General features: G+C 71.4%; 25 protein-coding genes and 1 pseudogene. 18 read left to right on the forward strand and 8 right to left on the reverse strand.

Features of this window, described 5'->3' with window-relative positions:
• The first annotated feature begins 1,150 nt into the window (after positions 1-1,150).
• Genes ASF41_RS11420 through glmS form a run of 3 tightly spaced genes read left to right on the forward strand, consistent with a single transcriptional unit; the run spans position 1,151 to position 4,722 of the window.
• Positions 1,151-1,927, forward strand: a complete 777-nt coding sequence (locus ASF41_RS11420; RefSeq protein WP_244479630.1) for a sugar phosphate nucleotidyltransferase — start codon at positions 1,151-1,153, stop codon at positions 1,925-1,927.
• Positions 1,928-1,931: 4 nt separating this feature from the next.
• On the forward strand, positions 1,932-2,861 hold the full coding sequence (locus ASF41_RS11425; RefSeq protein WP_056493324.1) for an NAD(P)-dependent oxidoreductase: 930 nt from the start codon (positions 1,932-1,934) through the stop codon (positions 2,859-2,861).
• A gap of 34 nt (positions 2,862-2,895) precedes the next feature.
• Entirely contained in the window at positions 2,896-4,722 is a 1,827-nt protein-coding gene (gene glmS / locus ASF41_RS11430) for a glutamine--fructose-6-phosphate transaminase (isomerizing) (RefSeq protein WP_056493327.1), read from the forward strand.
• Between the two features lie 186 nt (positions 4,723-4,908).
• Here the strand turns inward: glmS and ASF41_RS11435 are convergent, their stop codons facing one another.
• The 3 genes and pseudogenes from ASF41_RS11435 to ASF41_RS11445 all read right to left on the reverse strand — a co-directional run bounded on the left by ASF41_RS11435 (position 4,909) and on the right by ASF41_RS11445 (position 6,152).
• Positions 4,909-5,166 (reverse strand): hypothetical protein, encoded by a 258-nt coding sequence (locus ASF41_RS11435; protein ID WP_056493330.1) that lies wholly within the window; start codon positions 5,164-5,166, stop codon positions 4,909-4,911.
• Between the two features lie 35 nt (positions 5,167-5,201).
• Positions 5,202-5,787: pseudogene (locus ASF41_RS11440) on the reverse strand (amidohydrolase family protein); the annotation flags it as partial.
• A 116-nt stretch (positions 5,788-5,903) separates the two neighbouring features.
• Positions 5,904-6,152 (reverse strand): hypothetical protein, encoded by a 249-nt coding sequence (locus ASF41_RS11445; protein ID WP_056215611.1) that lies wholly within the window; start codon positions 6,150-6,152, stop codon positions 5,904-5,906.
• Positions 6,153-6,310: 158 nt separating this feature from the next.
• Here ASF41_RS11445 and ASF41_RS11450 point away from each other — a divergent pair, with 158 nt between their 5' ends.
• Complete coding sequence (locus ASF41_RS11450) at positions 6,311-6,523, forward strand: hypothetical protein (protein ID WP_056215615.1); 213 nt, start codon at positions 6,311-6,313, stop codon at positions 6,521-6,523.
• A 157-nt stretch (positions 6,524-6,680) separates the two neighbouring features.
• On the forward strand, positions 6,681-8,099 hold the full coding sequence (locus ASF41_RS11455) for a phosphatase PAP2 family protein (protein WP_056493336.1): 1,419 nt from the start codon (positions 6,681-6,683) through the stop codon (positions 8,097-8,099).
• A 46-nt stretch (positions 8,100-8,145) separates the two neighbouring features.
• Here ASF41_RS11455 and gcvA read toward each other — a convergent pair whose 3' ends face one another.
• Positions 8,146-9,030, reverse strand: coding sequence for a transcriptional regulator GcvA (gcvA, locus tag ASF41_RS11460; RefSeq protein ID WP_056215621.1), 885 nt, complete (start codon positions 9,028-9,030; stop codon positions 8,146-8,148).
• A 94-nt stretch (positions 9,031-9,124) separates the two neighbouring features.
• Here gcvA and ASF41_RS11465 point away from each other — a divergent pair, with 94 nt between their 5' ends.
• Entirely contained in the window at positions 9,125-10,372 is a 1,248-nt protein-coding gene (locus ASF41_RS11465; protein WP_082504300.1) for an MFS transporter, read from the forward strand.
• Between the two features lie 47 nt (positions 10,373-10,419).
• On the opposite strand, the gene ASF41_RS11470 is transcribed toward ASF41_RS11465, so the two are convergent.
• Both ASF41_RS11470 and ASF41_RS11475 read right to left on the reverse strand, forming a co-directional pair.
• On the reverse strand, positions 10,420-10,926 hold the full coding sequence (locus tag ASF41_RS11470) for an ureidoglycolate lyase (protein ID WP_056215630.1): 507 nt from the start codon (positions 10,924-10,926) through the stop codon (positions 10,420-10,422).
• Positions 10,923-11,162, reverse strand: coding sequence for a hypothetical protein (locus ASF41_RS11475; protein WP_056493339.1), 240 nt, complete (start codon positions 11,160-11,162; stop codon positions 10,923-10,925). Before ASF41_RS11475 ends, ASF41_RS11470 begins: the two co-directional genes overlap by 4 nt.
• A gap of 536 nt (positions 11,163-11,698) precedes the next feature.
• Between ASF41_RS11475 and ASF41_RS11480 the strand changes: the two genes are divergently transcribed.
• The 7 genes from ASF41_RS11480 to ASF41_RS11505 all read left to right on the forward strand — a co-directional run bounded on the left by ASF41_RS11480 (position 11,699) and on the right by ASF41_RS11505 (position 18,354).
• Positions 11,699-12,379, forward strand: a complete 681-nt coding sequence (locus ASF41_RS11480) for a cysteine hydrolase family protein (RefSeq protein ID WP_056270072.1) — start codon at positions 11,699-11,701, stop codon at positions 12,377-12,379.
• A gap of 86 nt (positions 12,380-12,465) precedes the next feature.
• Entirely contained in the window at positions 12,466-13,479 is a 1,014-nt protein-coding gene (locus ASF41_RS11485; protein ID WP_056493342.1) for an isopenicillin N synthase family oxygenase, read from the forward strand.
• A gap of 174 nt (positions 13,480-13,653) precedes the next feature.
• Positions 13,654-14,739 carry a BMP family ABC transporter substrate-binding protein gene (locus ASF41_RS11490; RefSeq protein ID WP_056215646.1) on the forward strand — a complete coding sequence of 362 codons (1,086 nt, stop codon included), beginning with the start codon at positions 13,654-13,656 and terminating at the stop codon, positions 14,737-14,739.
• 62 nt (positions 14,740-14,801) lie between these two features.
• Positions 14,802-15,248: an ATP-binding cassette domain-containing protein gene (locus tag ASF41_RS25600; RefSeq protein WP_200941268.1), complete on the forward strand. Its 447-nt coding sequence runs from the start codon at positions 14,802-14,804 to the stop codon at positions 15,246-15,248.
• Positions 15,218-16,294 (forward strand): ATP-binding cassette domain-containing protein, encoded by a 1,077-nt coding sequence (locus tag ASF41_RS11495; RefSeq protein WP_200941269.1) that lies wholly within the window; start codon positions 15,218-15,220, stop codon positions 16,292-16,294. Before ASF41_RS25600 ends, ASF41_RS11495 begins: the two co-directional genes overlap by 31 nt.
• A gap of 10 nt (positions 16,295-16,304) precedes the next feature.
• Positions 16,305-17,426 (forward strand): ABC transporter permease, encoded by a 1,122-nt coding sequence (locus ASF41_RS11500; RefSeq protein ID WP_156653270.1) that lies wholly within the window; start codon positions 16,305-16,307, stop codon positions 17,424-17,426.
• Positions 17,419-18,354 (forward strand): ABC transporter permease, encoded by a 936-nt coding sequence (locus ASF41_RS11505; RefSeq protein ID WP_056215652.1) that lies wholly within the window; start codon positions 17,419-17,421, stop codon positions 18,352-18,354. The genes ASF41_RS11500 and ASF41_RS11505 overlap by 8 nt, the downstream gene beginning before the upstream one ends.
• Positions 18,355-18,492: 138 nt before the next feature.
• Here ASF41_RS11505 and ASF41_RS24785 read toward each other — a convergent pair whose 3' ends face one another.
• Positions 18,493-18,648, reverse strand: a complete 156-nt coding sequence (locus ASF41_RS24785) for a hypothetical protein (RefSeq protein ID WP_210166981.1) — start codon at positions 18,646-18,648, stop codon at positions 18,493-18,495.
• 250 nt (positions 18,649-18,898) lie between these two features.
• Positions 18,899-19,270, reverse strand: a complete 372-nt coding sequence (locus tag ASF41_RS11510; protein WP_056215731.1) for a transposase — start codon at positions 19,268-19,270, stop codon at positions 18,899-18,901.
• A gap of 250 nt (positions 19,271-19,520) precedes the next feature.
• On the opposite strand from ASF41_RS11510, the gene ASF41_RS11515 reads away from it, so the two are divergent.
• Genes ASF41_RS11515 through ASF41_RS11535 form a run of 5 tightly spaced genes read left to right on the forward strand, consistent with a single transcriptional unit; the run spans position 19,521 to position 24,924 of the window.
• The gene (locus ASF41_RS11515; RefSeq protein WP_056493348.1) at positions 19,521-20,747 is read left to right on the forward strand and encodes a transporter substrate-binding protein; all 1,227 of its coding nucleotides are present in this window, start codon (positions 19,521-19,523) and stop codon (positions 20,745-20,747) included.
• The gene (urtB, locus tag ASF41_RS11520) at positions 20,740-22,380 is read left to right on the forward strand and encodes an urea ABC transporter permease subunit UrtB (RefSeq protein WP_056493352.1); all 1,641 of its coding nucleotides are present in this window, start codon (positions 20,740-20,742) and stop codon (positions 22,378-22,380) included. The genes ASF41_RS11515 and urtB overlap by 8 nt, the downstream gene beginning before the upstream one ends.
• Positions 22,377-23,492 (forward strand): urea ABC transporter permease subunit UrtC, encoded by a 1,116-nt coding sequence (gene urtC, locus ASF41_RS11525; RefSeq protein ID WP_082501113.1) that lies wholly within the window; start codon positions 22,377-22,379, stop codon positions 23,490-23,492. The genes urtB and urtC overlap by 4 nt, the downstream gene beginning before the upstream one ends.
• On the forward strand, positions 23,489-24,199 hold the full coding sequence (locus ASF41_RS11530; protein WP_082504302.1) for an ABC transporter ATP-binding protein: 711 nt from the start codon (positions 23,489-23,491) through the stop codon (positions 24,197-24,199). The genes urtC and ASF41_RS11530 overlap by 4 nt, the downstream gene beginning before the upstream one ends.
• Positions 24,196-24,924 (forward strand): ATP-binding cassette domain-containing protein, encoded by a 729-nt coding sequence (locus tag ASF41_RS11535; protein ID WP_056493355.1) that lies wholly within the window; start codon positions 24,196-24,198, stop codon positions 24,922-24,924. Before ASF41_RS11530 ends, ASF41_RS11535 begins: the two co-directional genes overlap by 4 nt.
• The last annotated feature ends 5 nt before the right edge of the window (positions 24,925-24,929 follow it).

Below are 24,929 nucleotides of genomic sequence, written 5' to 3' on the forward strand. Positions count from 1 at the left end.
AGAGCGTGAAGGAGATGCCACTGCGCATCCCGCCAGACTCGCAGGACAGGCCTCAAACCGAAACCCCACGCGGACTCAACCGTCAGACCTTAACCACTAGCCGTCGGATCGAACGCCGGACGGTCGGCCCTGGCCGGCGGCGGATCGCGGATGGGTCGCCGGGCTGGTCGCCCGCGGCCGGCCGTAGGGCGCGAGCGCCGCCGCGCATGCGGCGGACCGGCGGGCCGGCATCCGCGCCGCGCCGCCGGCGGAAGGTCTCGGGCCCGGCCTGCGCGATGCGCCGCTCGTCGCGGCCGTCGAGGGCGCGGCAGGCGTCCGAGAGCGCCGTGAAGGCGAGCGTCCCCGCCGATGAGACGCGGCTGTGGGCCTCGAAGCGCAGGCCGTTGCGAGCCTCCTCGGTCTCGGCCTCGTGCAGGAAGCGCGTGTCCAGTTCCTCTGCGAAGGCCAGGAGGAGGCCGGTGGTGCGCGGCGCGCCGATCAGGGCGACGATCTCGTCGTACGACCATCTCGTTTTCGATGCGGCGATCGACGAGGCCGGATTCCGCGACCGCCTGGTCGGCGGGCGGCATCGCCCCTGCCCCCGACGACAGCCATTTGTCGACCATCCGGTCGAGGGCGGCCCGGTCGAACGGCTTGCCGATAGGGTCGTCCATCCCGGCCTCCCAGAACATCCGGATCTGCTCGGGCAGGACGTTGGCCGTCATGGCGATGATCGGCGCCGCCAGGCGTTCGGCTTCGTTGGATGTGATCGGCGACCTGCGCGCGAGCCGGCCTGGAGCGGAGCCGTGACCGGGCAGGCCACGCATCAACCTCGTCGACGAATGTCGGTCCATGCGACGTTGCGGGAGGGGCGTCCCGGCGGCACGTGGGAGCCCGGAGCGATGTCCGGGCTTCACGCTTTGGAGGGGCTCCCCCCAACTGCCCTACACCGTAGCGAAATCGGGTTAGTGCGCGCGTCCCTTGGATGCGGCCGCTAAGCCCACCATGGCGGTTGCTATGAAGTCTTAAAAATCCGTTAATCATTTCTGCGGGGACAATATTCGAGAGCCACAAATTCAATTTCAATCGGAAAATTTAGGAGGGCGCAATGCTTGAAGTCGTTCCAGACCGGGCAGATCATCATCTGAGATCTTCGGAATCTGCGCATGCGTTGCATCTCTACGACGCGGCATCCGAGCGCCTGACGCCGCAGATCACCTCGACGCCGGCGATCAAGCAGGCAGTGGTGATGGCCGGCGGCAAGGGGACGCGGCTCCATCCCTACTCGGCGCTGTTCCCCAAGCCCCTGATGCCGCTCAACGACATGCCGGTCCTGGAGCTGCTGCTGCGCCAGATGAAATGCGCGGGCATCACCGACGTGATCCTGGCGGTGAACCACCTCAGTCACCTGCTGGAGGCGTTCTTCCGGGACGGCGAGCGTCTGGGCCTCAACATCCGCTACCGGCTGGAGGACCAGCCCCTCGGCACCGCCGGCGCCCTCGGCGCCATGCTGGACGACCTCGACGAGGCCTTCTTCGTCACCAACGGCGACCTTCTCACGACCCTCAACCTCAAGAACATGATGGCGGCCCATCGGGAGGCCGGGGCCGACATCTCGATCGGCGTGTTCGAGCGCGAGGTGAAGATCGATTTCGGCTTGATCGAGATCGACGAGCGCAGCCGCATGACGGCCTATCGCGAGAAGCCGAAGAGCACGCACTTCGTCAGCATGGGCGTCTACGCCCTGTCGCGGGAGGCGGTGCGCCAGCACCTCGTGCCCAACACCTTCCTCGACATGCCCAACCTCATCGCCCAGGTGAAGGCGGCCGGCGGCGACGTGGCCTGCTTCCACGAGGATTGCGTCTGGCTCGACATCGGGCGTCCCGACGACTTCGCCCTCGCCCAGCAGATGTTCGTCTCGGATCGCAGCCTGTTCCTGGCCTCGTGACCCGATGTCGTCGCACCAGCCGGGTGGCGGCATCCTGATCAGCGGCGCGGGGGGCTTCATCGGCCGGGCCCTCGCCACGCATCTCGACGGGCGCGGACTGCCCGTCGCGTCGGTCGGCACCCGGCGGGATGTCCGGGCCGAGCACTGGACCGTGGCGCCCGGGCACTGGAGCGTCGCGACCTGGGGGAAGGCCCTCGACCATTTCCGGCCCGCCACGGTGTTCCACCTCGCCGGCGCGACGCAGGGGACGCCCGAGGGGTTGCAGGCGGTCAATCTCGGCCTGGCCCAGGCGCTCTTCGCCGCCCTGCGCCGCACCGGGCTGCGCCCGACCGTCATCCTGGCGGGAAGCGCCGCCGAATACGGCGAGGCCGTGGTCGACGGGGTTCCGGTGCGGGAAGACGCGCCCTGCGCACCGCTCACGGCCTACGGCCGGAGCAAGCTCGCCCAGACCCGGGCCGCCCTCACCTTCGCGGCCGAGACCGGAATCCGCGTGCTCGTGGCGCGGATCTTCAACCCGATCGGGCGGGGATTGCCCGGCCATCTCGCGCTGGGCGACTTCGCCCGCCAGATCGACGCGTTCGGTGCCGGCGGCGGAACCCTCGTCACCGGCGACATCGAGGTCTGCCGTGACATGCTCCTCGTCGAGGATGTCGCCTGGGCCCTCGCCGAGCTCGCCGCCAATCCGGCGGCCTCCGGGGTGGTCAACCTGTGCACCGGCGTCCCCACCCGCATCGGCGACCTCCTGGAGGGCATGATCCTGGCCTCCGGCAAGCCGATCACGATCGCCCATGACCCGGCCCGGCTGCGCCGCGGCGAGCGCCGGGTCATCGTCGGCTCGCCCGACGCCCTGGCCGCCCTCGGCGCGAAGCCGCCGCGGCGCGACCTGCGCCAAGCCGCCGGTACGATGCTGACGGCGCCCCTGCGCGCCGCCTGAGCCTGCCGTCCTCCCAGCCTTCAGGAGTCCACCCATGTGCGGAATCGTCGGAATCGTCGGCCGCGAGGCGGTTGCGGGGGCCGTGGTCGAGGCGCTGCGGCGCCTGGAGTACCGGGGTTATGATTCCGCCGGAATGGCGACCCTGGAGGCGGGCCGGCTGGAGCGGCGCCGGGCCGAGGGCAAGCTCGTCAACCTCCAGCTCAAGCTGATCCAGTCGCCGCTCACCGGCCCCATCGGGATCGGCCACACCCGGTGGGCGACCCACGGGCGGCCCAACGAGACCAACGCCCATCCGCATGCCACCGCGCGCCTGGCGGTGGTCCATAACGGCATCATCGAGAACTTCCGCACGCTCAAGCGGCGGCTGGAGGCCGACGGCGTCGCCTTCGAGACCGAAACCGACACCGAGGTCGTGGCCCAGCTGGTGAGCTGGCACATGGAGCGCGGCCTGGACCCGGTGGAGGCGGTGGCCACCACCCTGCCCCAGCTGCGCGGCGCCTTCGCCCTCGCCTTCCTCTTCGCCGGCGAGACCGACCTGCTGATCGGGGCCCGCCACGGCGCTCCCCTTGCTGTGGGGTTCGGCGCGGGCGAGACCTATCTCGGGTCGGACGCCCTGGCGCTGGCCCCGCTGACCGATTCGATCACCTACCTGGAGGACGGCGACTGGGCCGTGCTGACGCGCCAGGGGGCCGAGATCCGGGATGCCGCGGGGGCGCCAGCCTCCCGGGCGCGCCAGACCATCGTGACGCAGAACTACCTGGTCGACCGCGGCAACCACCGCCACTTCATGGCCAAGGAGATCCACGAGCAGCCCGAGGTGGTGGGCCGGACCCTGGCCCATTACATCGACCTCGCGGCGAGCCGCGTCCGGCTTCCCGTGACGCTTCCCTTCGACTTCGCCGACCTGACGCGCCTGTCCATCACCGCCTGCGGCACGGCCTACTATGCCGGCCTCGTGGCCAAGTACTGGTTCGAGAGCCTGGCGCGCCTGCCGGTCGAGATCGACGTCGCCTCCGAGTTCCGCTACCGCGAGGCCCCGCTGAGCCGGGGCGAGGCCGCCCTGGTGATCTCGCAATCGGGCGAGACCGCCGACACCCTCGCCTCCCTGCGCTACGCCCGCGCCCAGGGTCAGCACATCCTGGCGGTCCTCAACGTGCCGACCTCCACCATGGCGCGGGAATCCGATGTGGTGCTGCCGACCTTCGCCGGACCCGAGATCGGGGTCGCCTCCACCAAGGCCTTCACCTGCCAGCTGACGACGCTCCTGTGCCTCGCCATCGCGGCGGGCCGGGCCCGCGGGCATCTCGACGCCGACGCGGAGCGCCGGCTCGTCGACGCGCTGATCGCCATGCCCGGCCTCCTGGCGCAGGCCCTGCGCCAGGAGGCCGAGATCCAGGGCCTGGCCCAGGAGATCGCGAAGGCCCGCGACGTGCTCTATCTCGGCCGCGGCACCCCCTATCCGCTCGCCCTCGAAGGGGCCCTGAAACTGAAGGAGATCTCCTACATCCACGCCGAGGGCTACGCGGCGGGCGAGCTCAAGCACGGCCCGATCGCCCTGATCGACGAGGCGATGCCGGTCATCGTGATCGCGCCCCACGACGCGGTGTTCGAGAAGACGGTGTCGAACATGCAGGAGGTCGCCGCGCGCGGGGGACGGATCGTCCTCATCGGCGATGCCACCGGGGCGGCCGCGCACGGCCTGGATACCCTGGCGACGGTGATGATGCCGGAGGTCGAACCGGTGGTGGCTCCGATCCTCTACGCCGTCCCGATCCAGCTCCTGGCCTACCACGCGGCCGTGACCATGGGGAAGGACGTCGACCAGCCCCGCAACCTCGCCAAGTCCGTTACCGTGGAGTGACCGTCACGGGGTCGGCCCCCAGGGAAACGGCCCGTCCCGGGGCTTGCGCCGTTCTGGCATACCAGACCCGCGCCCGGCGAAGTGGTGCCGGCCGGAGGACCCGTTAGGAAGGACGGACGCTTTCCTCCCAGAGGCGAACACCTCCACCCGCCCGGCTCCGGCCGCGGCGGGTTTCTTGTGCGGGCGTCAGGATTTCGGAACCGGTTTGTCGACCTTGGGGTGGCGCGGCTTGACCCTGGCGTAACGGGTCGCGAGGGACCGTGAGCCCGCGGGCTGCAGGCGCATGTCGCCGTAATAGTCGTTTCCGCTCGGGCCGAACGATCCGCCGGTCACCACGCCGGGGGTGTCGGGCGCACCCATCAGGTGATCGAGCGGTCCGGCCGCCACGGTCGCGGCGTGGAGCGAGACGCAGAGGAGCAGGCCGGCGGCCGAGATGTAGCGCATGACCGGACCCTAATCCGCCTCCCCTGCACGGAGCCTTAACGAAGCCCTGGCGGGAAGCCGTAGAGCCGGTGCGGATCGTCGACGAAGTACTTCCGCCGCCGCTCCGGGTCCGGAACCCAGTCCGCCACCAAATCGAGCAGCTCACCGATGGCGGGCATCGGGCCCCAGGTCGCCACGTGCGGCCGGTCCGAGCCCCAGAAGGGAGCGATCCGGCGTGGCCTCGTTCAGGGCCCGCGCGAACGGGACCGTGTCGGCGTAGGGCGGCCCCGCCGTGGAGGTGTGGGACGCGCCCTGGAACTTCAGCCAGGCGCCGTCGCGCACGAGGTCGACGAGGGTGCGGAAGCCCGGATCCGCGAGGCCCGCGGAGGTGGGGACATGGCCCATGGGATCGCCCATGGGATCGCCCATGTGATCGATGACCACCGGCACCGGCAGGTCGCGCGCGTCGAGGAGGACCTGAAGGTGCCAGCCCATCTCGCGGGCGAGCTGCCCGTAGGCCTCGACGTCGGCGAGACCGACGCCGCCGCCGACGAGGACGTTGAGGCGGAGCGCCGTCACGCCGGCCTCCTGGAGCGCGGCGAGCGCCCGGTGGGGCAGGCCGAGGGGAATCAAGTCTTGCCCGACCTCCTGTCGATCCGCGCAGGCCTTCTCGATGACGCCCGGCCCGGAGAAGCCCGGCCGGCTCCTCCGGGCCCACCCGCGTTCAGGGCCGCCGCCGCGGCTGGAGGTTCAGGGCTTCAGTTCTGTTGCGGCGGCTGCTGAGCCCCGCTCGGCTGCTTGTCTTTCTTGTTCGCCTTGCTGTGCCCGACGGCGCAGCCGGCGGCGGCGCCCATCTTTCCATGCCCGGCCATGTGTCCGGCGACGCCGCCGACGACCGCCCCCTTGATGCAGCCCTTGGCCTCCGCCTGGCCCGCGAGGGCGATGAGACCCAGGGCGAGGCCGGCCGTCCAGGCGAGACTGGTTTTCACGGATGACGCCTTGTTCATGGATGATTCCTCCGATTGCCGTGAGCGTCCAACCGGATGCGGGATCGGCGTGTTCCAGCGGGGAACGGAGACGGGACGGATCGGCGACGGCGCGAAAGGCTGTGGTCCGGGCCGGCCGCGCCCATTGCCGGCAACCGTTCGTCCGCCACATGAGGCGTATGGCCAGCGATCTTGAGCACGAACGGCATCGCCGTCCCGATGAGATTTCCCTGCCGACCCTGAACGAGGCCACCCGGCTCCGTCTCGGCCGTCAGCTGCAAGCCCTCTACGAGCCCGTCATCGACGAGCCCCTCGACCCGCGGCTCGCCGAGCTGATGGTCCAGCTCGACGCGGACCGGGACGCCTCCATCGGCCCCGGTCGATCCGCCTGACCCGTCGACCGCATCCGGCACGGTCCCGACGTCCGGCCGTCACATACAACTTCTATGACCCGATCCGAGCTTCCCGATCCCGTCCGGTCCGGGCCCGGGATTCCCGGGGCCCGGAGCCTCTGGACCGGGAGCGGCACCGGGCACCGGAGACGACACCATGGCGAAGACGCTGAGATCCTGGACGACGGCCCTGTGCCTCCTGTCGCCCCTCCCGGCCGCGGCGCAGTCGGCGCAGACCCTCGCCGCCCTGAAGGGGCTCGCGCCCGTCAGCGCCCTGGGCGCGAGCGAGACGGGACGGGCCGCCCTCGACGCCAACCTGACGGTCACGGGCGCGATTCAGGCCGGGACCGGCGCGGTGCCCTTCCTGTTGCCGCTCCGCGATCAGCGTCAGCTCGCCCTGCGCGATTCCTTCATCACCGACGGAAACGCGACGGAACTCGCCGACGGGCTCGGCAGCAGGCTCGGCGGCGTCTACCAGGCCAAGGCCCGCTACGCCGCCGACGAGACCTTCACCAACGTGGCGCCGTCCGTCGCCGACCTCCTCGGCTACACCAACCACGTCGCCAAGTCCGACTCGAACGCGGGCAAGTACTTCTTCGCGAACGCCACCACCAACGGCAAGGCGCCGGTCTCGGAGGCCGCCGCCGTCCTCCTGACGGAGCGCGGCGGCACGACGGACGTGTTCGGCAAGGCCTATGGCCGACCCGCCGGGACGCCGGGGAGCGATGCCCACGGCGATGCCCGTCCGTTGCAGACCCTGCCGAGCCTGTTCGCCTATCGCGGCACCGACTACTTCGGCCGGCCGTCCCACAGCCTGGACTGGCTGCGCGGCCCGCGCATGAACCTGCTCGACAGCCCTTCGTATCCGAGCGGGCACACCACCTACGGCTACACCGAATCCGTCGTGCTCGCGATCCTGGTGCCGGAGCGCTACCAGCAGATGATCACCCGCGCCGCCGAGTACGGCACCAACCGCATCGTCGTCGGGGCGCATTACGCCATGGATGTGCTGGGCGGACGGGCGGTCGCCCTGCACGCGGTCGCCCATCTCCTGGCCAACGATCCCGCCTATGTGGGCCAGATGCGTCGCAACCCGGCGGTGGTCGCCGAGATGGGCCGCGAGACCCGCGCGGCCGTGACGATCCCCGATTATCGGGCGGCCGTCGAAGCCGCCCGCACGGACCTGACCGCCTTCCTGAAAGACGCCTGCGGCGGCACCGTCGCAGCCTGCGCGAGCGCCGATACCGGACGCTTCCGCGAGGCCGCCGCCAACGCGGCCCTCTACGACGCGACCCAGACCTACGGCCTGCCCGTCGTGCATCCGCAGCGGGTGGGCACGACGGACGATGTCGGCCGGCTCGCGCCGGAGGCCGGACACCTGCTCACGGCCGCCTTCCCGGTACTCAGCCTCGCGGAGGCCAACGCGATCCTGACGGAGACCCAGGGACCGGGCGGCGGGTTCCTGGACGACGGATCGGCCTTCGGCATCTATGCGCGTCTCGATCTCTACGCTGCCGCCGGCAAGGCGGCCGCCCTGGCCGCCGCCAAGCAGGCCCCGTCTCCGGCCCCCCGGTGAGACCGGCGGACGGGGCTCGCCGGGGGACCGGCGACGGCCCCGGGCCTCAAGGGTCGGCCGCGGCGACCAGCCAGGCACAGAACGCGCGGACCGAGGGGTCGTCCGCGCGGGCCTCCGGCACGTAGGTGAAGTAGCTTCGGGCCGGCAGGGAGGGGCCGGCGAAGGGGCAGGTCAGCCGGCCGGCTGCGACGTCGTCGGCGATCAGCCGCTCGGGCCCCATCGCCACGCCGAGGCCGTCGAGGGCGGCCTGGAGCGTGAGGTAGAAATGCTCCAGCGTCACCGAGGCCCGCGGCTCCAGGCCCGGCACCCCGGCGGCCTCCAGCCATTGCGGCCAGACCTGGGGCAGCGTCGCCGCGTGCAGCAGCGTGTGACCCCGGAGCTGTCCCGCCTCCGTGAGCGGCAGGCGCCGCAGCAGGGTGGGACTGCAGACGGGGATGCGGCGCTCGGTGAGGAAGGGGCGCCCGATATGGCCCGTCCGCCGGTCGGGGCCACCTCGGATGGCGACGTCGAAGGGCTCGGCCAGGTTGGCCAGGGGCACGTTCGAGGTGGTCAGGCGCACCTCCACGGCGGGATTGGCGCGCTGGAACCCGGAGAGCCGCGGGATCAGCCAGCGCAGGGTGAAGGTCGCCAGCGCGTTCACGCGGAGCAGGCGTGGCCGTCCGCGCTCCACCTGTCGCGTCGTCGCGAGGGCGATGCGGTCCAGGGCGGCGCCGATCTCGGCGAGGTAGCTCGCGCCTGCCTCCGTCAGGACCACGCGGCGGTTGTGCCGCTCGAAGAGGGGCTGGCCGAGCCAGGCTTCGAGCGCCTGGACGTGCCGGCTCACCGCCCCGTGGGTGACGCGCAACTCCTCGGCGGCCCGGGTGAAGCTGGCATGGCGCCCGGCGGCCTCGAAGGCCTTCAGCGCGTTCAGGGGCGGCAGGCGACGCAGCACGGGTCAGGTTTCCTCACGCGAGCGTCAGCATAAGGCGTTTGTCAGCCGCGGACGAGCGGGTGATCCTGCGTCGTCAAACCAGGATCAGTCCCGCATGTCGTCCGCACAGGACCTGAGCGCTCCGTTTCGAACGTCCGTCGTCGGCGCCCCGCCCTGCCCGGGGGCGCGGCGGACGCTGGCGGCCGTCGGCCTCAACCACGCCCTGCACGACGGCTACACGGACCTGATCTACGTGCTCCTGCCGGTCTGGCAGGCGGAGTTCGCCCTCGGCTACGCCGCCCTCGCCCTGCTGCGCAGCCTGTACAACGGTGCCCTCGCCGCCCTGCAGATGCCGTCGGCCCGGCTTGCGGCCCGGTTCGGCGCGCGGCGGGTGCTGGTGCTCGGGACCCTGCTGAGCGCCGGCGGCTATGCCCTGGCCGGCCTCTCGGGGAGCCTGGCCGGCCTCTGCCTGGCCCTGACCCTCGGGGGCATCGGCAGCAGCACCCAGCATCCCCTGGCCTCCGCGGTGATCGCCCGCGCCTACGGCCGCTCGGCCCGCGGCCCGCTCGGCACCTACAACTTCACGGGCGACCTCGGAAAGGCCAGCGTGCCGCCCCTGCTCGGCCTGCTGCTGTCGCTGATGGACTGGCGCTCGGCGCTCTGGCTCATCGCCGCCCTGGGCCTCGCGGTGGCGCTCGGCCTCCTGCGCCTGCTGCCGCGTGATCCCGCGTCACGGGACGGGGGGGCGGCCGGATCGCCGCGGGCCGCTGCGCCCGGCGGGACCGGAGGCGCCGGCTTCCGGCTGCTCGTGGCCATCGGCACCCTCGACAACGCCGCGCGCCCGGCCTTCCTCCTCTACCTGCCCTTCCTGCTTCAGGAGAAGGGCGCCGGCCTGACCCTGGTGGGCTTCGCCCTCTCGGCGGTGTTCATCGGAGGCGCCCTCGGCAAGGCCGTCTGCGGGCGGTTCGGCGAGCGCTTCGGCGTGACCCGGACCGTCATCCTGACCGAGACGGGCACGGCGCTGGCGATCCTGGCCGTGACCGTGCTCCCGCTCTGGCCGGTCCTGGCACTCCTGCCGGTCCTCGGCATCATGCTGAACGGGACCTCTTCCGTGCTCTACGGCACGGTGCCGGAGCTGGCGCCGGGGGGGCAGGTCGAGAGGGCCTTCGCGGTCTTCTACACCTGGACCCTGGGCGGCAGCGCCCTGGCGGCCCCCCTGCTCTACGGGCCGCTGGGTGATGCGGCCGGGCCCCGCGTCGCGATGCTCGCCGCCGCCGCGACGGCGCTGGCCGTCGTACCGCTCATGGTCGTCCTGTCGCCCCGCCTCGCCGCCGGCGCCTCCCCGGCCGCGGAGCCGCGCTGACGGGCGGGCGCGGTCCCGCCTTGTCCGGTCCGGGGGCTCGAGACCGCTCAGGGCGCCGGGGGCGCCTGGATCGTCCAGGGTTGGTCGAACACGTATTCCTCCAGGTTCGTGCCCAGCCCGCCGCGGTCGACCACGAGAAAGTCCTGGGGGGCGCCGACGGGGGTGAGCACCCCGTGCCACGTCCCGATGGCGTAGCAGACGCCCTGCCCCGACGCCGTGACGAAGGCCCGCGGCCGGCCGGGGCGGCCGCCCTCGTCGGGGCAGACCACCACGAGGAACGGCGCCCCATTCAGGGGCAGGAAGGCCTGTGCGCCCAGCGGATGGCGCTCCACGAGGCTGACGGCGAGGGGCAGGCCGTAGGGGTCGGCCTCGACGTAGCCGATCACCACGTGCCCGTCCGCGCCCGCCACATGCACCTGTGCGAGGTCGTGGAAGCGGCGGGCCTTGCCGGCATTCATCGGACGCGGCGCGACGGCGTCCTTGTCGATGACCGTGCCGAACGGGGCGAAGGCCTCCGCCGTCAGCGGCGCGGCGACGATGCGACGGTCGCTCATGGGTTTCCCCGGAGGGGTGCGAGGGATGGATGCCGGTCGACGTCCTTGTGGAGGCGGGACTGGGCGAAGGTCTCGGAGAAGCCCGAGAGGGGGCGGGCCAGCATCCAGGCCTGGGTGTGCTCCCAGAAGGGCAGGACGGAGGTGACGATGTCGCTCATCACGCCCCGGGGGATGACGGCGTAGGCCTCGGTGAACCGTGCCGGGCAGGTGTGACGAACTTCGCCGGAGCGCGTCAAGACGCCGGGACGCGGACCACGGGCCGTGGCGTTTCGACGGTCCCGTTTCCCAGGGGATGGGAAGCCCTGCCGAGCGCGCCGCGACGGCGTCGGGGCGGGAGCCCCCTGGCGTCCGGTCACCGGACCGCTGCAGCAAGACGTTGCGGCACGACTTGCCTATTAGTCAATCAGTTTGCCTATTGCCCTAGAAATTCAAATTTTTATATTGCTTAAACTGCCAATAGGATGTCGATATTCTGGTCCAAGAAATCACTCAGCTGATATGTTCATTGTCTCGTCGTCCGGCCTTGCGCCGCGAAACGCCGAGAAGGGTCCAGATAGAAAAATCGATGCATCCGGCGAGAGGGCAGCCAAAGGCTCACCCCTTCGTCTCCGGGGTTGCTGGGCTTCTGAGCTTGGTTGGGGGGCTCTGTGCATGCCCCTTCCTCTCAATGCCCGGACATACGGTCCCGTGTTCAAGGCCGTGTGGATCGCTTGAAAAGTCTGTGTCGGAACACGGCGCCGGTCCTTCGGTGCCGGAGCGGGGAGCGGTACCCATGCGAAGCTACGTCGACGGCGAAATGCGGGATCTCGGAGCGGCCTTCGCTCCGTATTTCGATCCGAAATCCACGGCGATCGTATCGATCGACCTGCACCGCGGCCATCTCGACGATGATCCCGCCTGCCCCTGTCCGGCACCGCGCGCCCGCGCCATCGTGCCGGCGGTCGATGCGTTTCACGACTCCGCGCGGGCGGCCGGCATCCGGATCATCCACGTCCGGAGCAAGCTGCGTCGGGGCGGAGTCGACGACGTCAACGGCCTCAAGGCGGCCTGGCGCCTCGTTTTCCCCCTGCATGTGGGCGAAATCCCGAACGCCGACGAGCATGCGATCGAGGGGACGCGCTGGAACGCGTTCGTCACCCAGGTGACGGACGACGACCTGATCGTCGAAACCAAGAAGAGGCTCTCGGCCTTCTACCCGACAGACCTCGACTTTCTTCTGCGGAACCTCGGCATCCGCACGGTTGTCTTCGACGGCTGCCTGACCGACTGCTGCGTTCTCAACTCCGCCTTCGATGCGTCGAACCTCGGCTACCACGTCGTGGTGGCCGCCGACCTCGTGGCCGGCACCAGTGCGGCGCTGGAGGACGCGGCCTTGCGCATCGTCGCGACGCATCTCGGCCTCGTCACGGAGGCCGCCGAGATCCTGGCGGCCTGGCGCGCCCGGGCGGCGTGAGGACGCGGCCGGTGACGCCGGGTCCAGGCTTGGCACGGTCGTTGCCATGGCATGTCGGACCAGGTGGTCAAACTTTGGATGCCGCCATGCCTCTGCTTCAGGTTCCCGTCATCGATCTCAGCCCCTACCGCTCGGGTACGCCGGAGGGCAAAGCCGCCGTCGCCGCCCAGGTCGACCAGGCTTGCCGCGACATCGGCTTCCTCGTCGTCTCCGGCCACAGCATTTCGGAAGCGCTGATCGCGCGCACCCACGCGGTGTCGCGCCAGTTCTTCGACCGGCCGCATGCGGAGAAGCTCGCTGTCGACCGGCCCGCCCCGGATCAGGTCCGGGGCTACAGCGCCGTGGGCGGGGAAGGCCTGTCCTTCAGCCTGGACGAGCCGACACCGCCGGACATCAAGGAGTCGCTGTCCATCGGCCCCGTCGACGTGCCGGCGGGCGACCCCTACTACACCAGCGAAGCGGCCGGTCCGCATTTTGCGCCGAACGTCTGGCCCGCCGAGCCTGCCGATCTGAAGGAGGTCTGGAGCGCGTATTTCCGCGCCGTCGACACGCTCGCCCGTGACCTGATGCGCATCTTCGCGCTGGGACTGAAGCTCGACGAGACCCACTTCGACCCGACCATCGACAAGAACATCTCGATGATGCGCGTGCTGCGCTACCCGGCCCAGACCAGCGCGCCGCTGCCCGGTCAGCTCCGCGCCGGTGCCCATTCCGACTATGGCAGCATGACGATCCTGCGCAAGGAACTCGGTGACAAGAGCCTGCAGGTCAAGAACAAGCTCGGCGCGTGGGTCGACGTGCCGGTCATTCCCGGCACCTTCATCGTCAACATCGGCGACCTGATGCAGCAATGGACCAACGATACCTGGTCCTCGACGGTGCACCGGGTGGTCAATCCCGCGTTCGGATCGGAGGACAACGTCGACCGCCTGTCGATCGTGTTCTTCCACCAGCCGAATTACGACGCCGACGTCGCCTGCCTGCCCACCTGCCAGGACGCCGAGCATCCGGCGAAGTATGCCCCGGTGTCCTCCGGGGATCACCTGCGCGCGAAGTTCGTCAAGCAGACGACCTTCGGCAAGGTCGACAAGGCGGCCTGACGTGCTGCCCGACCGCGACGGGGACCACCCCGTCCCGCGCGACCCCGAAGGCGACGCCTTCCGGATCGACACCGTGCCGTGACCACACCCGCGCGCGCCACGCAGACGGCGGCGCGCGCACGACCTTCCCTGTGCCCGCCGATTGCGGCCGCTCATCCCGGAGAACTCGACGCCATGATCCGACCGTTCCTGAAATCGCTGCTGGCCGTAGGCCTCGCGGCCCTCCCCACCCTGCCGGCCGTGGCCGCGCCCTTCAAGCTGAAGGACGAACCCAAGGTCGCCATGGTGATCTTCGGGCAGAAGAACGACGGCGGCTGGTCGCAGGCCGCCGATGAGGCCCGCGTGAAGATGGAAGCGGCGCTGGACATGAAGATCCCGGCGGTGGACGGGGTGAAGGAGAACGCCACGGCGATCCGGCCCGTGGTCGAGCTCTTCATCAAGCGCGGCTACAACATCATCATCGGCACCGCCTTCGGCTATTCCGACACCTTCAAGGAACTGTCCGAGAAGTATCCCGACGTCGCCTTCCTCAACCTGTCGGGCACCACCAACGGGCCGAACCTCGAATCGGTCTACGGGCGCACCTACGAGAGCCAGTATCTCTGCGGCATGGCCGCGGGCGCCGTGTCCAAGACCGGCAAGCTCGGGTTCGTGGCGGCCAATCCCTTCGGCGTCGTGAACTGGACGATCAACGCCTACGAGCTCGGCGCCCGGAAGATGAACCCCAACGCCACGCTCAACGTGGTCTATACCGGCATCTGGAACGATCCGGTGAAGGAGCGCGCCGCGGCCGAGGCCCTGGTCGATCAGGGCGCCGACGTGCTCGGCCAGCACGTGGACACGCCCGCGACCCAGATCGTCGCGCAGGAGCGCGGGATCTACGGCACCGGCCACCACCGCGACATGCGGGAATTCGCCCCCAAGGCGACGATCTGCTCCTCGGTCTGGACCTGGGACAAGGCCCTGGTGCCCGAGATTCGGAAAATCATGGCCGGCACCTGGGTGCCGGCGCCCAACGGGGCCTTCATGAGCATGGCCAAGGGGGGCACCGACATCGCCTGCTGCGGCGCGGCCGTGCCTCCGGCGGCGGTCAAGGAGATCCTGGCCGAGCGCAAGGCGATCATCGAGGGCAAGCAGATCTATGCCGGCCCCCTCGACGATCGCGACGGCAAGCTGCGCGTGCCGGCCGGACAGGTCCTGAGCGATGCCGACCTCTGGAAGATGGACTGGTTCGTGAAGGGCGTGACCACCCAGAAATGACCGCGCTTCGGCCGGGTCTCGCACCCGGCCGGCCGCGCGGATCCGGCGGACCGATCAACCCCATGGACGGTGCAGCGATGGGCATGGCCCTCGAACTCCTCGGCGTCTCGAAGACCTTCGACGGTTTCCAGGCGCTCGCCAAGGCCGACTTCGCGGTGGAATCCGGCGAGGTTCACGCCCTGCTGGGCGAGAACGGCGCCGGCAAATCCACCCTGATGAACGTGGCGGCGGGGCTCTACCGGCCCGACCAGGGCCGCATCCGCGTGCGGGGCCGCGAGGTCGCGTTGACCGGCCCCGTTGAGGCCCGGCGGCTCGGGATCGGCATGGTCCACCAGCACTACAAGCTCGTCAAAGCCTTCACCGCCGTGGAGAACATCCTGCTGGCGCAGGGGGCCGCCCGCTACGGCGCCGGTCTCGCCGAGGTCGAGGCGGCGATCCGCGCGCAGAGCGAGGCGGTGGGCTTCGCCGTCGATCTCCGGTGGCCGAGCAGCAGCGCGTGGAGATCCTGAAGGTGCTGGTGGCCGGCGCCGGCATCCTCATCCTCGACGAGCCCACCGCCGTGCTCACCGACCGCGAGGCGGAGGCGCTGCTCACGACCATGCGGGCCCTGGCGCGCCAGGGCGCGGCCGTCGTCCTCGTCACCCACAAGCTCGGCGAGGTGCAGCGCCATGCCGACCGCGTCACCGTGATGCGCGGCGGCCGCATCGTGGCGAGTGCCGATCCGGCGAGCCTCTCGGCGGCCGAGCTCACCACCCTGGTGGTCGGCGCCACGGCGAACCCGGTGCACTGCCCCGCCACCCGGATCGAAGGCCCGGTGCTCGCGGTCGAGGGTCTCGCGGGCACCCGGTCCGACGGGCTGCAGACCCTGTACGGCCTGAACCTCACGATCCGCGCGGGGGAGATCTACGGCCTCGCCGGCGTCGGCGGGAACGGTCAGACCGAGCTCGCCGAGATCCTCATGGGGGTCCGGCGCGCCGGGACCGGGCGCATCGCGCTCGCGGGCGACGACGTCACCGGCGCCGGTCCCAAGCTGCGCCGGGCGCGGGGACTGGCCGCGATCCCGGCGGACCGGCAGGTCTACGGCCTGGCCGGCGACCTCTCGGTCGCCGAGAACTATGCGGTGGGCGGCCTGGCCTCCGGGCGCTTCGGCGGCTGGCTGCGGGTCGATCGCGCCGCGATCCGGGCCGCGACCGAGGCCGCCATCGCGGCCTTCGACATCCGGGGCGCCCGCAGCCCCCGCCAGAAGGCCGGCCTGCTTTCGGGCGGCAATGCGCAGAAGCTCGTCATCGCCCGCGAATTCGCCGGCCGGCCCCGCGTCGTCCTCGCCCACTCTCCGGCGCGCGGCCTCGACGTGCGGGCGACGGCCGACATCCACCGGCGCCTGCGCGAGGCCCGCGACGCGGGCGCGGGCGTGCTCCTGATCAGCGAGGATCTCGACGAGGTGATGCTGATGTCGGATCGGATCGGCGTGATGAGCCGGGGCCGGATCGTTCGCGAGTTCGACGCGCCCGCCGACCGGCAGGCCATCGGCGCCGCCATGGTGCACCATGCCTGAGGCTCGTCCCATGCCCCTCCTGTCCACCGCCCCCCAGCGGCCGGGCCCCAGGCTGTCCGGGCGCGGCCGCATCACGGTCGAGATCCGGCAGCACGTCCCTCGCTGGTATCAGGGCGTGGTCCTGGCCTGCGGCCTCGTCGTCGGGATGGGGCTCGCGACCGCCATCCTGGTCGCCTCCGGCGTCGGCCTCTCGGATCTCCTCCAGGAATTCGTGATCGCGATGGTGACCAGCCGGGGCAGCCTGACGGCGGTGCTGGTCCAGGCGGGCCCCCTCGCCATCGTCGGGCTCGCGGCGGCCGTCGCCTTTCGCGTCCGGTTCTGGAACATCGGCATCGAGGGGCAGATGATCCTGGGCGCCATCGCGGCGACCGCGATCGCGATCCACGACGTCGGGCCGGCCCCCGTGCGGCTCGGCCTCATGATGCTGGCGGCGGCCCTGGCCGGGATGGCCTGGGTCCTGATCCCGGCCGTGCTGAAGATCCGCATCGGACTGAACGAGGTCATCTCGACGCTGCTGCTGAACTACGTCGCGTTCAACGGGCTGCTGCAGCTGCTCTACGGACCCTGGCAGGACCCGGTGAGCAGCTTCCCCAATTCCAAGCAGTACGACCTCGCCGAGCGGCTGGGCAGTCTCGGCTGGGGGGACCTGACCTGGGCCCTGCCGCTGGCGGGCTTCCTCACCCTCCTGTGCTGGTGGCTCCTGAACGTCAGCCGCTTCGGGTTCCTCTCCCGGGTGGCCGAAGCCAATCCGCGCCTCGGCGAAGGCCAGGGCCTGCCGATGACGCGGGTGATGCTGGCCGCCGCCCTGCTCTCGGGGGCGCTGGCGGGCTTGGCCGGCTTCAGCATCTGCGCGGGCGTCGAGTACCGGCTGACCCAGTCGTTCTTCAACGGCTACGGCTTCTCCGGCATCCTCATCGCGTTCCTGGCCCGCAACAATCCCCTCGCCACCTTCGTGACCGCGGTGCTGGTCGGCGTGCTCTACGTGGCCGGGCAGAGCCTGCAGGTGTTCTACGGCATCCCCAGCGCGATGGTGCAGCTCATCCAGGCGGTGATCGTGATCGGCGTCGCCGCCTCCGACTTCTTTTTGCGGCACCGCGTGCGGTGGGTGCCGGGAAGGCGCCCCGATGTTTGATTTCCTCGTCAACTGGCTGGCCAACGTGCCGACCTTCGCGTTGCCCTACGCGCTGGCCGCGCTCGGGCTCATCATCACCGAGAAGGCGGGCGTGCTCTCCCTGGGCGCGGAGGGCTTCCTGCTCATCGGCGCCATGAGCGGCATCGGCGTTCTGCTCGGGGTCGGGGACTACCCCCTCCTCGCGCTCACCGTGGCCGCGCTCGCGGCGGCGGCGCTCTCGCTGGTCTACGCGCTCCTCGTGGTGACGCTGCGGGTCAACCAGGTCATCGGCGGCCTCGCCCTGGTCTTCCTGGCGCAGGGCATGACGGGGGTGATCGCGACGCGCGCGGGCTGGACCAGCCGGCCCGTGGAGGGCCTGCACACCGTTCCCCTGGGATCGCTCGCCGACATCCCGGTGCTGGGGCCGATCCTGTTCCAGCACGATCCCCTGGTCTTCGCCACGGTGCCCCTCGTCGCCCTCGTCGCCTACGTCCTCGACCGCACGATGTTCGGGCTGCGGCTGCGGGCCGTCGGCGACGGCCCCGACGCGGCCGATGCCGCCGGCATCCGCGTCGCCCTGACCCGGTACGGGGCCATCGCCCTCGGCTCGGCGCTGGTCGGCCTCGCGGGCGGCTATCTCTCGGTGGGCGTCGCCAAGATCTGGGTCGAGGGCATGAGCGGCGGGCGCGGCTGGATCGCCGTCGCCCTCGTCATCTTCGCCCGCTGGCAGCCCTGGCGGGCGCTCGGGGGCGCCCTCCTGTTCGGGGGCATTGAGGCGCTGATCCCCCGCATCGCCGCCATCGGCGTCGCCCTGCCGCAATATCTCGTCCTGATGACGCCCTACCTCGCCACCCTCGCGGTGATGATCTGGATCTGCCTGCGCCAGGACGGCCGCAGCCTGGAGCCGCGGGCCCTCGGCGTCGCCCACCTGCGCGAGGAGCGCCGCTGAGAGGGCTCGCCGATTCCGACCCGGCCGGCCTTCCGGGACCGAGCCCGGCGCGCGGCGATCGCGGGGTGGCGGCCCCGGGGCGCCGGACAGGCCGATCCGGGACGGTGACGGGTCGACACGGGCCGGTCGTGCGCCGCCTCAGATCGCCACGCCATCGCCGCCGCGCCGCGGCTGATGGGCTGCCGTGATCGTCGTCATCAGCCGGATCAGGGTCTCCCCCTCGTGGCCCGCGAGCGGTTCGAGGGGCGCGTCGTGGGCCTGGCGCGCGGCCTCTTCCATGGGCGAGGAGGCCAACACGATCATCCGGGCGGCGATGGAGGGCGGCCTGCGGGTCGATGTCGGGCATGGAAGCCCCTTCTCCCACCGGGTCTTCGCCGCCCGCCGCCTGTTCTGCCCCCGCCACCGGGCCTGGTTCACCCTGCCGGGCGGTGCCGCCTCCCCGGGATGGCCCGTGCGGGATCTGCCCACCGATCCCGTCCGCCACGATCGCCGTCCGCATCGGCGCGGCCCGGTAGAGCCGGCCCCGTTTCCCGCCGTTCGGGTGTCAGGTCGCGGTCCTGAGGCCGGCATAGCGTCCGACCGAGGCGTGGCCGCCCCGGAAGCCGGTCGACGGAACGGCCGATCCGGGCATCGGGGTCCCGCGTGGCGGGGGGCCATGGTCCCGCCCGGCCGACGCCGATGCGCGGAGCGCCTGCCGCAACGCGGTGATCTCGCTCCGCAGGCGCGCGTTCTCGCGCTCGACGTCCCCGAGGCGGGTGACGCCGGCCGGCGACAGGCCGCCGAAGCGTCGGCGCCAGCGGTAGAACGTGCCGACGGAGACGTGCGCGGCCGTGCAGATGGCCGCGATGGCGGTGCCATTCGCGGCCTCCCGCAGGAGGAACGCGATCTCTTGATCGGTATGTCGGGATCGACGCATGCGCATCAGCCAATCGAGTCGGTATCCGAGGAGGCGGTCCAGCAAGAAACGCACCGTTGGCCGAGGGGCGCGGACAGACGTGCCGCGCGGTGCGGCGTGCGAATTTTGACGTTTGATCTGCAGCGGCGCACGCGTCGTGGGCGGAACGCCGTGGTTTTACGCAAGCCGCAGCCGCTCTGCAGCCTATTTGGCCTTCCTCCCCGGACGCTCAACTCGGACAATCCGCCGGTCACGGAACGAGGCGAGAGCGATGGTCGGATTCACGAGACGCGGCTTCCTGGGAACGGCGGCGACCCTGTCCGCCCCGGCCCTCATCCGCCCGGCCTGGGCCGTCGACACGGTCAAGCTCGGCTGCCTGTTCTCGTCCTCGGGCACCATGGCGAACATCGAGGGCCGCCTGAACCACGTGGTGCGGATGGCCGCCGACGGCCTCAACGCGAAGGGCGGCGTCAACGGGCGTCGCATCGAGGTGGTGACCTCGGACCCCGCCTCCGACTGGCCGCTCTATGCGCAGATCGGCCGACAGATGCTGCAGCAGGAGAAGGTCGCCGCCCTGTTCGGCTGCTGGACCTCGGTCTCCCGCAAATCCGTGCTGCCGGTGGTCGAGCAGAATGACGGGCTGCTGTTCTATCCGCTCCACTTCGAGGGCGACGAGAACTCGAAGAACGTCGTCTACGTGAACTCGCCCCCGGCGAGCTCGGTGCTGCCGGCGGTCGATTACCTCATGGGTGCGGAGGGCGTCGGGGCCAAGCGGTTCTTCATGGTCGGCTCGGACTACGTCTGGCCGCGGACCATCAACAAGCAGCTCAAGGCCTACTGGACCTCCAAGGGCGTGCCCGAGACCGCGTGGCGCGAGGAATACGTGCCCCTGGGCTTCTCCAACTTCCAGACCCTGGTGAACCAGATCCGCAGCTTCGCCGCCCAGCCCGGCGGCCAGCCCATCGTGGTCCTCACCGTGGTCGGCTCCTCGATTCCCGACTTCCTGCGCGAATTCGCCAATCAGGGCATCCGCGCCACCGACGTGCCGATCCTCGGCCTCGACATGGTGGAGGCGGACCTCGAGGGCCTCGACACCGCGCCCCTCGTCGGCCACCTCAACTGCTGGGCCTATCTCCAGGCCGCCAAGGCCGAGGCGAACACGACGTTCCTGTCCGAGTGGGCGGCCTACGTGAAGGCCAAGGGCGTGCCCTTCAGCGCCGACACGGTCATCGACCCCATGGTCTCGGCCTATGACAGCGTCCAGCTCTGGGCGCTCGCCGCCGCCAAGGCCGGCAGCTTCGACGTCCCGGAGGTGCGCAAGGCCTTCCCCGGCCTCCGCTTCGCCGACCCCTCCGGCTACACCCTGACCATGGGCGGCGAGAACAACTACGTCGCCCGGGGCGTCTTCATCGGCTCGGTCAACGAGAAGCAGGGCTTCGACATCCTCTGGCAATCGCCCGATGCCCCCAAGCCTGTGCCGTTCAGCCCGTATGGTTGAGGGTCCGGGACGGTTCGGCCTGGTCGCCCTCCTGCTGTGGGCCGCGAGCCTGGTGGCGTCGCCGGCCCTCGCGGCCGGAGCGCCCCTCGATCGGGGCGCCTTCACCACCGCCCTCTGCGGCGACGGCGCGGCACAGGGCACGGCGGTGGAGGGGGTCCTGCACGCCTCGGCGGAGGCGGAGTCCGGCGACATCGCCTGGGCCGGCATGGTCCTGCGCGCCCTCCTCGAGCGGCGTCTGACCTGCCTGGGCGGGTCCGCCCTGCTCCTCGACCGGGCCGGTGCCGCCGACGGCCGCGACGCGGCCACCGGGGCGGTGCGCCCGGTCGCGGGCGGCCGCGCGCCGGTGCTCGGCCTGCGCCAGCGCGCCCTCGCGGAGACCGCCTCCGGAGCGGCGTCGCTGCTGACCGGGTCGGGCGTCGCGGCACGCCGGGCCGGCCTCGCCACCCTGGAGCGCCGGATCACCAGCGTGCCGGAAGCCCTCCTCCTGCGCGCGGCCTCCGCCGAGACGGATCCCGGCCTCAAGGTAAGCCTCGCGGCGCTCGCGCAATCCGCCGCCCTGTCCTCCGCCGATCCGGCGCGCCGCCTCGGGGCGATCCGGGCCGTCTCGGAATCGCCCTCGGGCGCCGCCCTCTCCCGCCTGTCCGCCCTCAAGGCCGATCCCGCCTACGGCAGCGATCCCGCCTTTCGCGGCACCCTCGACGCCGCCCTGGCCCGCGTCACGCGGGCGGTGTCGATCGGGGACGGTCTGGCGGTGCTCTACAACGGCCTGAGCTTCGCCAGCATCCTGTTCATGGCGGCGGCGGGCCTGGCGATCATCTTCGGGCTGATGGGCGTCATCAACCTCGCCCAGGGCGAGTTCATCATGATCGGCGCCTACGCGACCTACGGCGTGCAGGAAGCCTTCCGGCGGCTCGCGCCGCCCGCCTGGCTCGACGCCTACCTCCTCGCCGCGATTCCCATCGCGTTCCTGGCCGCGGCGGGGGTCGGCATCGCCATCGAGGCCCTGATCCTGCGCCACCTCTACCGGCGCCCGCTGATGAGCCTGCTCGCCACCTGGGCGGTGAGTCTGCTCCTCATCAACGGGGTCCGGGTCGCGGTGGGATCGCAGAACCTGCAATTCGCGATGCCGCCCTACGTCAGCGGCGGCGTGCCCCTCTATGCCGACTTCGTGGTCACCTGGAACCGCCTGTTCGCCATCGCCTTCGCGGCCGTCACCCTGGTGCTGACCCTCGTCATCCTGAAGCGGACGCCGCTCGGGCTCGACATCCGCGCGGTGACGCAGAACCGCGACATGGCCGCCTGCCTCGGCATCCGCACCCGGCGGGTCGACCGGCTCGCCTTCGGCTTCGGCTCGGGGCTCGCCGGCCTCGCCGGCGTGGCCCTCTGCCCGATCTACAGCGTGAATCCCGGGATGGGCGCCACCTTCATCGTCGACAGCTTCATGGTGGTGGTGCTCGGCGGCGTCGGCACCGTGGTGGGCACCCTGGTCGCGGCGCTGGGCATCGGGGGCGCCAACGTCCTCATCGAGCCCCTCTACGGGGCCGTGGCCGCCAAGGTCATCGTGCTCGCCGGCATCATCCTGTTCCTGCAGCGCCGCCCCGAGGGCCTGTTCGCCGTGCGGCGTCGGCGATGAGCGGCGCCCTCGACCTGTCGCCCGGCGTGCCGGCGGCCCGACGGCTCGGCCCGAGCCTCGGGGGCGACCCGCTGCTCGCGGGCCTCGTCGGCCTCGTCCTGGCGGCGGCCCTCGCCCTCGTGCTGCTCCAGCCCGCCCCCTACCTCGTCAACCTGGTCGGGCAACTGGCGGCCTTCGCGATCCTCGCCGTCTCCCTCGACCTCGTCTGGGGCTATCTCGGCATCCTCAGCCTCGGGCACGGACTGTTCTTCGCCATCGGCGGCTACGTCTGCGCGATGCACCTCCTGGCCCATGCCTACGCGGTCACGGGCACACCCCCGGACCTGATGCAGTTCATGGGCTGGAAGAGCCTGCCGGCCTACTGGACCGGGCTGACCAGCGCGCCCTACGCCCTCGCCCTGGCGCTGGGACTGGCGGCGGCCGTCGCCTTCGTGTTCGGCCTCGCCTCGTTCCGCTCGCGGGTGAACGGCGTCTACTTCTCGATCATCAGCCAGGCCCTGGTCTACGTCGCCATGCTGCTGATGTTTCGCAACGATACCGGTCTGGGCGGCAACAACGGCATGACGGGGTTCTCGCGGCTGTTCGGCTGGCCCATGGGCGCGCCCGGGGTCGTCACCGGTCTCGCCGTCGCGACGCTCCTGTGCCTCGCGGCCGTGCTCGTCGGGGCGCGGGTCCTGGTGGCGAGCCCGCTGGGGCGCCGCATGCTGGCCTGCCGGGACGACGAGGCGCGGCTGCGCACCCTCGGCTACGGCACCACGCGCCTCAAGCTCGGGATCTGGTGCCTCTCGGCCGTCATCGCGGCGCTGGCCGGCCTCCTCTACGTGCCCCAGGTCGGCATCATCAATCCACGGGTGCTCAGCCCCGACCTCTCCATCGAGATCGCGGTCTGGGTCGCCATCGGCGGGCTGGGCCGGCTCGGGGGCGCCGTGATCGGCGCGGTGGCGGTCAACGCCCTCAAGTTCTGGCTCAGCGCGGCGATGCCGGAGGCCTGGCCCTTCATCCTCTCCGGCCTCGTCCTCGTGGTGGTCCTCGGGTTGCCCAACGGCCTCCTCGACCTCGCCGCGCTCCGGCTGACGCCGACCTGGCTCCGGCGCGCGGGATCGCGGCCGTGAGCGCCCTCGTCATCGACAGCCTCACGGTCGTGTTCGGCGCCTTCCGGGCCCTGGACGGCCTCTCCCTCGCCGTCGATCCGGGCGAGGTCCGCGCGGTGATCGGCCCCAACGGGGCCGGCAAGACCACGCTGCTCGATGCGATCACGGGGATCACCCGACCGCGTTCCGGGCGCATCCGCCTCGGCGACGGGCGCGACCTGACCCGAGCGTCGGAGGCCGAGATCGCCCGGGCAGGGGTGCGCCGCAAGTTTCAGAAGCCCAGCGTCTTCCCGGCCCTGACGGTGCGCGAGAACCTCGCCCTCGGCTGCGGCCCCGATTGCCCGGCGCGGGAGCGGCCGGCCCGCCTCGCCCGGGCCCTGGCGGAGACCGGCCTCGAAGCGCGCGCCGCCGTGCCGGCCGGCGCCCTCGCCCACGGCGAGAAGCAATGGCTCGAGATCGGCATGGTGCTGGCCTCCGAACCCCGGGTCCTCCTCCTCGACGAGCCGGTGGCGGGACTGTCCGACGACGAGACGGCGCGCACCGCCGACCTCATCGGCGCCCTGCGCCGGCCCGACCGGGCCATCCTGGTGATCGAGCACGACATGGCCTTCGTCGAGGCGGTGGCCGACCGGGTCACGGTGCTGCACGAGGGCCGGACCCTGTTCGAGGGGGCCATGGCGGGCGCCCGTGCCGATGCCCGCGTAATCGAGGTGTTCCTCGGCCGATGACGCCAGCCCTCAACCCATCCCCCGCTCCTCCGGCCGGCCTGACGGTGTCGGGGCTCGACCAGCATTACGGCAGCGCCCAGGTGCTCCGGACCGTCGGATTCCATGTCGCGCCCGGCACCTGCCTCGCCGTGCTCGGCCGCAACGGGGCCGGCAAGACCACCCTGCTGCGCTGCCTCGCCGGCCTGATCCCGGCGACGCGGGGGACGGTCGCCCTCGATGGCGTGGACCTCACGCGGTGGTCCCCCGACCGGCGGGCGCGCTCCGGCCTCGCCCTCGTGCCGCAGGGCCGGGAGATCTTCGCCGACCTCAGCGTCGCGGAGAACCTCCGGGCCGCCGCCCGGGCGCACGGCCTGGATCGGAGCGGCGCCGTCGACGAGGCCGTCGCGCTGTTCCCGGCCCTGCGCGAGCTCTGGCACCGCCCGGGCGGCAACCTCTCCGGCGGCCAGCAGCAGCAGCTCGCCATGGCCCGGGCCCTGGCGACGCGGCCCCGCATCCTGCTCCTCGACGAACCGACCGAGGGCATCCAGCCCTCGATCGTCGCCGCCATCGAGGCCGTGATCGCGGGGCTCCAGGGCCGCATCACCGTCGTCCTGGTGGAGCAGTACCTCGCCTTCGCGATCCGCCTCGCCGACGCCTTCGTGGTTCTCTCCCGCGGCGCCGTGGTGGAGCAGGGCCTGCGCCAGGGCCTGAACCACGACGCCGTTTCCCGGCACATCGCCGTCTGACCCCC

The organism is Methylobacterium sp. Leaf111, from assembly GCF_001423285.1.
Lineage (GTDB): Bacteria > Pseudomonadota > Alphaproteobacteria > Rhizobiales > Beijerinckiaceae > Methylobacterium.